The 8,117-nt window shown below is 44.7% G+C and carries 9 protein-coding genes; 7 read left to right on the plus strand and 2 right to left on the minus strand.

The window, feature by feature from the left end; translation table 11 throughout:
* The 3 genes from LD39_RS03410 to LD39_RS03420 all read left to right on the plus strand — a co-directional run.
* The coding region (locus tag LD39_RS03410; protein WP_035542919.1) for an ATP-binding cassette domain-containing protein at positions 1 to 571 on the plus strand (571 nt) is incomplete at its 5' end.
* Positions 555 to 1,346 carry an ABC-2 family transporter protein gene (locus LD39_RS03415; protein ID WP_035542921.1) on the plus strand — a complete coding sequence of 264 codons (792 nt, stop codon included), beginning with the start codon at positions 555 to 557 and terminating at the stop codon, positions 1,344 to 1,346. The genes LD39_RS03410 and LD39_RS03415, both read left to right, overlap by 17 nt.
* Before the next feature lie 3 nt (positions 1,347 to 1,349).
* The gene (locus tag LD39_RS03420) at positions 1,350 to 2,135 is read left to right on the plus strand and encodes an ABC transporter permease (protein ID WP_035542922.1); all 786 of its coding nucleotides are present in this window, start codon (positions 1,350 to 1,352) and stop codon (positions 2,133 to 2,135) included.
* A 63-nt stretch (positions 2,136 to 2,198) separates the two neighbouring features.
* On the opposite strand, the gene LD39_RS22945 is transcribed toward LD39_RS03420, so the two are convergent.
* Positions 2,199 to 2,351, minus strand: coding sequence for a hypothetical protein (locus LD39_RS22945; RefSeq protein ID WP_197061383.1), 153 nt, complete (start codon positions 2,349 to 2,351; stop codon positions 2,199 to 2,201).
* A 206-nt stretch (positions 2,352 to 2,557) separates the two neighbouring features.
* On the opposite strand from LD39_RS22945, the gene LD39_RS03425 reads away from it, so the two are divergent.
* On the plus strand, positions 2,558 to 3,244 hold the full coding sequence (locus LD39_RS03425) for a hypothetical protein (protein WP_035542924.1): 687 nt from the start codon (positions 2,558 to 2,560) through the stop codon (positions 3,242 to 3,244).
* A gap of 157 nt (positions 3,245 to 3,401) precedes the next feature.
* Here the strand turns inward: LD39_RS03425 and LD39_RS03430 are convergent, their stop codons facing one another.
* Positions 3,402 to 4,328 carry a prenyltransferase gene (locus LD39_RS03430; protein WP_035542925.1) on the minus strand — a complete coding sequence of 309 codons (927 nt, stop codon included), beginning with the start codon at positions 4,326 to 4,328 and terminating at the stop codon, positions 3,402 to 3,404.
* A gap of 382 nt (positions 4,329 to 4,710) precedes the next feature.
* Between LD39_RS03430 and LD39_RS03435 the strand changes: the two genes are divergently transcribed.
* The 3 genes from LD39_RS03435 to LD39_RS03445 are packed head-to-tail and all read left to right on the plus strand — an operon-like array spanning position 4,711 to position 8,104.
* Positions 4,711 to 5,463, plus strand: a complete 753-nt coding sequence (locus LD39_RS03435) for an SDR family NAD(P)-dependent oxidoreductase (protein WP_035542927.1) — start codon at positions 4,711 to 4,713, stop codon at positions 5,461 to 5,463.
* 20 nt (positions 5,464 to 5,483) lie between these two features.
* Complete coding sequence (locus LD39_RS03440; RefSeq protein ID WP_035542928.1) at positions 5,484 to 7,115, plus strand: long-chain fatty acid--CoA ligase; 1,632 nt, start codon at positions 5,484 to 5,486, stop codon at positions 7,113 to 7,115.
* An 11-nt stretch (positions 7,116 to 7,126) separates the two neighbouring features.
* The gene (locus tag LD39_RS03445; protein WP_035542930.1) at positions 7,127 to 8,104 is read left to right on the plus strand and encodes a phosphotriesterase; all 978 of its coding nucleotides are present in this window, start codon (positions 7,127 to 7,129) and stop codon (positions 8,102 to 8,104) included.
* Positions 8,105 to 8,117: the final 13 nt, after the last annotated feature.

An 8,117-nucleotide genomic window follows, 5' to 3' on the forward strand; every position in this document is an offset into this window, starting at 1 on the left:
GGACAAGCCGGTCCGAAAGCTTTCGCTGGGTCAGCGGATGCGTTGTGAGCTTGCGGCGGCGTTGCTTCATAATCCTCCGCTGCTGTTTTTAGATGAGCCGACGATCGGGCTCGATGTGTTAGTAAAGCTTAAGATTCGTAACTTTTTAAAAGAGATCAATGAGAAATACAAAACGACGATCTTGCTGACCACCCATGATTTAACCGATATTGAAGCGTTATGCGAACGGGTGATCATGCTTGACGAAGGTCAGATTATTTATGACGGAAAACTCAAGAACCTACGCTCCAACTGGGGAGAAGGCAAGCAAATCGAGTTTCAGTTTGCGGAAGAACGAACAAAAAACGAACTCGCGCCGTTAATGGATGAATTGGAAGCGGAATGGACACAAGGAGAACGGAAAAATGTCTGGGTCGCTAATGTCGTAAACGAAGAACACGTCATTTCAGAAGTTATCGGACGTGTGGTGGCAGCACACCGCATTACTGACATTAAAATTCACGAAGTGTCTACCGAAGAAATTATCCGCAATATTTACGAAGAGGGCGTTATTGATGGCCAAATACATTGAGATGATTCGAATCCGCTTCTTAATGATGCTCGCCTACCGGACGAATTATTATAGCGGCATTCTGATCTACAGCATAAACATTGGCGCTTATTACTTCTTATGGAGTGCGATTTACGGGGATAAAGGGGAAATTGAAGGCCTCTCGGTCATCCAAATGACCACTTATATTGCCGTCGCCTGGATGGCCAGGGCTTTCTATTTTAACAATATTGACCGCGAAATTGCCCAGGAGATTAAGGAAGGAAAAGTAGCCGTCGAATTTATCCGCCCTTATCATTATTTAACGATGAAGACGATGCAAGGACTGGGAGAAGGCATCTTTCGTCTTGGGTTCTTTTCGGTACCGGGAATGATCATTGTCAGTTTAATCTTTCCGATTAACTTTTCCGCGGCTTTATCGACGTGGGGCTTTTTTATGATCTCGATCGTTTTCAGCTTTATCGTCAACACACAAATCAACTTGCTGACCGGCGTGTTAACGTTCTTCTTTTTTAACAACGATGGGTTAATTCGCGCGAAACGCGTTGTCATTGATTTATTTTCAGGATTGCTATTGCCGATCAGTTTTTATCCTGGATGGGCGCAAAGCTTGATGGATTATTTACCGTTTCAGGCGATCAGCTACATTCCTAGTATGATTTTTACAGATGGATTTTCAAGACCGGAAGTTTGGGATGCGCTCTTGTTTCAAATGGTATGGGCACTGATCTTAATCGTTCCAATTCAGCTCTTGTGGGTGGCCGCAAAACGACAGCTTATTGTGCAGGGAGGGTAAAGCATGAGGCACGCAGCAATCTTTTTCCATTATGTTTCTCAATATATGAAAACACGCCTGACCTACAGGGTCGACATGCTTATGGAGATTATGTCCGACCTCTTGTTCCAGGCGGTGAACCTGATTTTTATTTTAGTCGTCTTTGGCCACACGCAGCTGTTAAGCGGCTGGTCAAGGGATGAAATCATCTTTATATACGGCTTTTTCTTAGTCCCCTTTGCGATCTTTGGAGCGTTCTTTAATATTTGGGATTTCAATGAACGTTATATTGTCAAAGGGGAAATGGACCGGATCCTGACTCGGCCGGTGCATTCGTTATTTCAAATCATTTTAGAGCGGATGGAGCTTGAATCCTTATTTGGGATGGTCACGGGGATTGCGGTCATGATTTATGCCGGGAGAAATCTTGGTATTTCTTTGACCTGGTATGATCCATTCGTGTTTCTAGTGATGGTCCTTGGCGGCGCTTTTGTCTATGCCGGCATCTTTGTGCTGCTTGCGAGCATTAGCTTCTGGTCCGACAGCCGTACGAGCATTATTCCGATGATGTATAACATCGGAAACTATGGTCGTTATCCGGTTGATATATACAACAATGTCATTCGATTCGTCTTAACATGGATTCTCCCGTTCGCCTTTGTCGGTGTTTATCCGGCTGCTTATTTCTTAGGCAGAGAGGATTGGTATGTTTATGCCTTCTTAACGCCAGTCGTTGGTGGGGTGTTCTTTGCGATCGCACTTATGGTTTGGAATGTTGGTGTGACGAAGTATCGTGGGGCAGGGAATTAGAAACTGTTCTTGTAAATAAGGGCTGCCTCTTTTTGAGAGGCAGCCTATTTTTGGTCCGTATTACTACGTAGATTTTTTATCTAAGCGGATTTTAATTTCTTCTAGCAACTCCGTTTGTTTGTCCTGCTTGTCCAGGATTTTATTCGAAAGTTTTTCTAATGTCTTTGTGATCGACCACAAAGACAGGATCATCACGACAATTACAGCTAAGCCCATATGCGAGCCTCCCCCCAAGCGTTTATTACCGTTCATTATGTATATCAAAATCACTTTTCTCCCTCTATGATAACAAATCAACTTCTTTTTGAATTCTTAGCTCTCTAGTTAAAAAGATGTGGTACGATAATAATAATAAATCTCCTAAAGGAACATAAGTATGAGGTGGATGCATTAAAATCAAGGAGGAGGAGGAGGCAAAAGTAATGAAAAAATTACTGTTTGTCATGGTGACATTCCTGTTTGTGTTAACTGCATGTGGTGGTAATGAATCATCGGAATCAGAAGCAGAAGGTGCGGAACCGAGCAAGCAAGAAGAGAAAGCAACGTCTGATGAAGGAAGTAAGTCTAGTGAAGAAACGAAAGCCGATGAAGAAAAAGAGCCCTCCATTAGCGTCGATAAAAATTTAACCAATGTCGAAGTCACTATCCCACAATCCTTTTTCGAAATGCAGAACACCGATTTTGAACAAATCAAAGCACAAGCTGAAGCAGAAGGTATCAAAGACGTCGTCAATAATGGTGACGGAACAATTACGTACAAAATGTCTAAATCGATGCACAAAGACATGATGCAGGAGATGGAGAAACAGATGGCAGGTTCGATTGAAGAGATTAAGTCGAGCGGTGATTTTCCATCGATAAAGGACATTAAAGCAAACAAATCTTTTTCAAAATTCACGATGAAGGTGGATCAAGAAGCTTATGAGAATAGCTTCGATGGTTTTGCTGCGATGGGGGTTGGAATGACAGGGCTGTTTTATCAACTGTTTGATGGAGCGAGTCCTGATAATTATCAAGTAACGATTGAAGTTGTCAATGCGGATACAGGGGAAGTATTCGATACCATCAACTATCCGGAAGCCTTTGAGCAGATGCAAAATATGGAATAATTCAATTTAGAGATAGCTCTGGTGACGGAGAACTATCTCTTTTTTGATGCCAAGATACGGATATAGGAATCGCTCCTATTAGTGATTAAATCATTCAAATAGTCTACCAAATTGACCAGATTCGTCGGTGATTCTGCGAAATCTCGTTTCTTATCATTCAACTGAAAATTCCTAACCACATCGCTGTGATCATTGCTAAAATCAGGATCACTTTTTCAAAATTAGAAACTTGCTGATGGTCATCGACATCCATTTTTACGATCAGTACAATCGAGGCGATCACTGTTAGGAACAACCCACCCGCAGCCCATATCCGATCCATTCCTAACCATAAGGCACATAAACCGGTAAGCCCAAAATATAAAAGCGCTGGCAGACGGCTGAATCCTTTTCCGAATTGATCCACGGCCCATACCACGCTCGTTTGTTTCCTTGGTGTCGCTTGCCGATCAGCTTCAATATCCGGGATATGATGAACCATTACCCAGGCGATGCAAAACAAGGCGTTGATGACAGCGTTTTGCCAAGCCCATTCCGGGAGGGGATCTAAGGTTAACCAGGCACCGGCGAGTCCGAGAAATAAGACCGATGGAAAAGTAGACAGCCATTCTCCAATAAAGGGGCGATAACTGAGACGTAAGGGCGGAAGGGAATAGGAAATCGCCCCCCATAACCCAAGAGATAATAGAATCGCTAATTTATAGTTTTGTAACAAAAGCAGACCAATGACGACTATGCTTAAGGATAGAATCAGTCCTTTTCCTATTTTCCACATCGCTGCTGAAGAAATAAAACCGTTCTGAATGACACGGCTGCCTCCTGACAGTATCGCTGGGCTGTTGGTGTCTGTCCCAGACTGGTCATCTATGTAATCATTTAATATATGGGTAAGGACTCCGTGGATGAGGAAGGCACCAAAGACTAACAGAGTAAACAGCGGCAGCAATTGTGTAATGGAAACATTGTAATACAAGTACAGTGGGAGGAGGGTGGATACGATCGTTGCTACGCTTGAGGATACGACAGCTATGAAACGGAGTAACAGCCATCCCCCTTTTAACGCAGACAAAGCTTGGCTCATCATGAGTAGGGCAGCTCCTTTCATTCAATTGAAGAAGATCTTTTTTTCTATACCCGTTTAGAGCGTGTGGAATTCTAGATATTTGAAGGGAGAGAGTGAATATCAACTAAAGTTAAGTGGATATCGTTCGAACTGGGGGAGAGTAAATCGTCGAAACCGCTCTATTTATCTAGCGAAAGGAAGAATGGTATCGCTCAAACTGGAAGGGGAATCGACGAAAGCACTGATAGTATCCTATCATATAAAGTTTGAATTTTCTAAAATATTGATATATAGTGACAATAGGGAACAAATGTAAATTTTTTTGAGGATTACATACCAACCAGTCAGTATTCAAGTGCGAAATAATGAAAGCGGTAACCAAAGGCGTATGGGAGGGAATGTGTTGAGACTAGCTGGGAAAAATGTGTTGATTACCGGTGCAGCAGGCGGGATTGGTCGCGCGACAGCACTTCGGATGGCGGAGGAAGGAGCAGCCGTAATCGTGAGTGATCGGAATCGCGACAAAGGCGAAACGGTTGTAGCTGAAATCAAAGACCAGGGTGGTACGGCTGAGTTTTTCGAGTTGGACGTTACAAAAGAATCAAGCGTTAAAGAAGCGATCGCATTTACAGAAAAAACACTAGGCTCCATTGATGTGTTATTCAACAATGCAGGTGTCGGTGGTGAGGAGAAAAAACTTCATGAATTGACGGAAGAAGAGTGGGAGACCGTTGTCGATATTAATCTGAAGGGTGTGTTCTTTGGAATTAAGCATGCGGTTCCGCGCATGATGGACCAAGGCAAAGGTGTAATCATTAATACCTCTAGTGTGCTTGGCTTCAAAGGGAAAAAACGGTCGGGTCCTTATAATGCCTCAAAAGGCGGACTTGTGACGTTGACGAAAAATGCGGCGCTTGAGTACGGCCGTTACGGGATTCGCGTTAATGCTGTCGGCCCGGGCGTAATTGATACGCCGATTGTGGATAATTGGCGAGAAGATGAGCGCAAATGGAGCATTATTTCAAAAGCCAATGCGCTTGGACGAATCGGTCAGCCGAGCGAAGTCGCTGAAGCTGTTTTATTTTTAGCCTCGGATCAGGCGTCCTTCATTACTGGGGAAACGCTGATGGTCGATGGCGGAGGATTGACGTTTTAATTTTAAGGAGGAAAAAATACATGGAACGAGTATGGAGAAAGCATTATCCAGAGCGTATTCAAGCAGAAGTGGACATTCCTGATATTCCGTTAACCGATGTCTTAGAACAGTCCGTCGATCGATTTCCTGAAAACCCGGCGCTATCGTTTTTTGGTCATGAAATCACGTATAAACAATTGAACGACCAGGTCCACGCTTTTGCGTCTTCTTTACAAAAGGCAGGGGTGGAGAAAGGCGACCGGGTTGCGATTATGCTGCCGAACTGTCCGCATTATGTCACCAGTTACTACGGGACCTTGAAGGCTGGCGGGGTTGTCACTCAAGTCAATCCGATGCTTGTCGACCGCGAGCTTGCTCATATTTTAACCGATTCAGGAGCAGAGACGATAGTTATTTATGGACCTCTGTTACCGGTATTGGAAAAAGTGAAAGATCAAACGTCGATTAAAAATGTGATTGTTGTCATGTTTGATGGCAATTTTGAAGGGACAAGCGATGAGATTGAATTTACGGACTTTTTGAAGCTTGCGGAAGGTCCTCCAAAATCCGTTGATATCAATCCAAGTGAAGATCTTGCTGTCCTTCAATATACTGGAGGCACGACTGGACGATCGAAGGGTGCGATGCTGACTCACCGAAACGTTGTCGCGAATGTGGTGCAGACGAATGAGTATTTCAAAGACGAAGTTGAAATGGGAAAAGAAAGGTATTTGACAGTAATTCCTCTATTCCATGTGTTCGGGATGACGTCCGGCATGAATCTTTCCATTTATTCGGGCTCAAAAAATATCATGCTACCAAGGTTTGAATTGGAAGAAGTGCTTGAGACGATTAAGCGGGAACAACCGACCTTTTTCCCAGGTGTACCGACGATGTATGTTGCGATTAACAGCCATCCAAAAGCGGAAGAGTACAACATTGACAGTATCCGTGTCTGTAACAGCGGGAGTGCTCCGATGCCGCAGGAACTGATGCGAAGCTTTGAGGCGAAAACAGGGGCGAAAGTTTACGAGGGTTACGGGTTATCTGAGAGTTCCCCTGTTACTCATTGCAATCCGTTATTTGCTGAGAGAAAGCCAGGCAGTGTAGGAATTGGCGTGCCTTCGACGGACTATAAGATCGTGGATGTCGGAACAGGGACGGAGGAGCTTCCGGTTGGGGAGGCAGGAGAAGTCGTGCTGCGCGGACCTCAGATCATGAAAGGGTACTGGAACATGCCGGAGGAAACAGGAGGAACCATCCGTGACGGCTGGCTATATACCGGAGATATCGGGCGTGTCGATGACGAAGGCTACTTATATATTATTGATCGGAAAAAAGACTTGATCATTGCGGGTGGCTACAACATCTATCCAAGGGATGTTGAAGAAGTGATCTATGAACATGAGGCTGTGCAGGAAGCAGTCGTTGTAGGCGTTCCTGATGAATATCGCGGGGAGACCGTCTGTGCAGTTATTGTGCTGAAGGATGGCAAGTCGGCGACAGAAGAAGAGTTAATCTCTTATTGCCGAGACAATATGGCCGCTTATAAGGTACCGCGAGTCATTGAGTTTGAATCCGAACTTCCCAAATCTAGTGTCGGTAAGATTTTAAGAAGAACAATACGAGATCAAAAGAATAAGGCGATCAAGTCTGCGAAAGAGAACAAGTAGGAGGTAGTGTAATGGGAATGGTAGAAACGGTACGTGGTCCAGTAGAAGCTGATCAACTAGGGAAGACGTTGATTCATGAGCACTTCTATTTCGGCTATCCTGGTTTTCAGGGAGATATGACCCTAGGGACTTCCGATTTCGAAGAGAAGAAGCGGCAGGGCGTGGAAGTTGCACGGCTGATTCAGGAGCAGGGTGTCGATACCGTCGTCGATCCGACGCCGAATGAATGCGGACGAGATGTGAATCTATTAAAAGCGGTATCGGAAGAAACAGGACTGAATATCATTTGTGCGACCGGCTATTATTATGAAGGAGAGGGTGCCACCCCTTACTTTAAATTCCGCCAACAGCTCGGCACTGCGGAAGAGGAAATCTACGAACTGTTCATGGAAGAAATCACGAATGGAATCGAAGGTACTGGGATCAAACCCGGGATTATTAAACTTGCCTCAAGTAAAGGCGAGATTACCGAATATGAGCAGATGTTCTTCCGTGCGGCCGGCCGAGCCCAAAAAGAGACGGGCATCGTTCTGCTTACCCATACCCAAGAAGGAACAATGGGGCCGGAGCAAGCAACTTTTCTAATTGGACAAGGAGCCGATCCATCTAAAATTGTCATCGGGCACATGTGTGGGACGACGGATATCACCCAGCACTTAGAAACCCTGAACCAGGGCGTTTACATCGCGATGGATCGCTTCGGATTACAGGGCATGGTCGGAGCACCGATGGATGAAGCAAGGATGACGGTGCTCTTAGGATTGTTAGGGCAAGGGTATGAGAAGCAGTTGTTCTTGTCCCATGATACCGTCAATGTATGGTGGGGACGAGATCCTGTTATTCCAGAACAGATTCAGCCTCTGATGCAAAATTGGTCGCCTGATCATTTGTTCAAACGCATCCTTCCGCAATTGAAAGAGCGTGGGGTGACGGAGGAACACTTATCGCAAATCTTTGACCGGAATGCTGGTGTGTTGTTTGCTAAGTGATCATAGTTAATAT

Origin of the sequence: Halobacillus sp. BBL2006, assembly GCF_000786645.1 — a bacterium.
Classification (GTDB): Bacteria; Bacillota; Bacilli; order Bacillales; family Halobacillaceae; genus Halobacillus.

Coding starts and splice junctions, on each gene's coding strand:
- LD39_RS03415 (WP_035542921.1), top strand. CDS start 555: ATGGCCAAATACATTGAGATGATTCGAATCCGCTTCTTAATGATGCTC.
- LD39_RS03430 (WP_035542925.1), bottom strand. CDS start 4,328: ATGATGAGCCAAGCTTTGTCTGCGTTAAAAGGGGGATGGCTGTTACTC.
- LD39_RS03420 (WP_035542922.1), top strand. CDS start 1,350: ATGAGGCACGCAGCAATCTTTTTCCATTATGTTTCTCAATATATGAAA.
- LD39_RS22945 (WP_197061383.1), bottom strand. CDS start 2,351: ATGGGCTTAGCTGTAATTGTCGTGATGATCCTGTCTTTGTGGTCGATC.
- LD39_RS03425 (WP_035542924.1), top strand. CDS start 2,558: ATGAAAAAATTACTGTTTGTCATGGTGACATTCCTGTTTGTGTTAACT.
- LD39_RS03440 (WP_035542928.1), top strand. CDS start 5,484: ATGGAACGAGTATGGAGAAAGCATTATCCAGAGCGTATTCAAGCAGAA.
- LD39_RS03445 (WP_035542930.1), top strand. CDS start 7,127: ATGGGAATGGTAGAAACGGTACGTGGTCCAGTAGAAGCTGATCAACTA.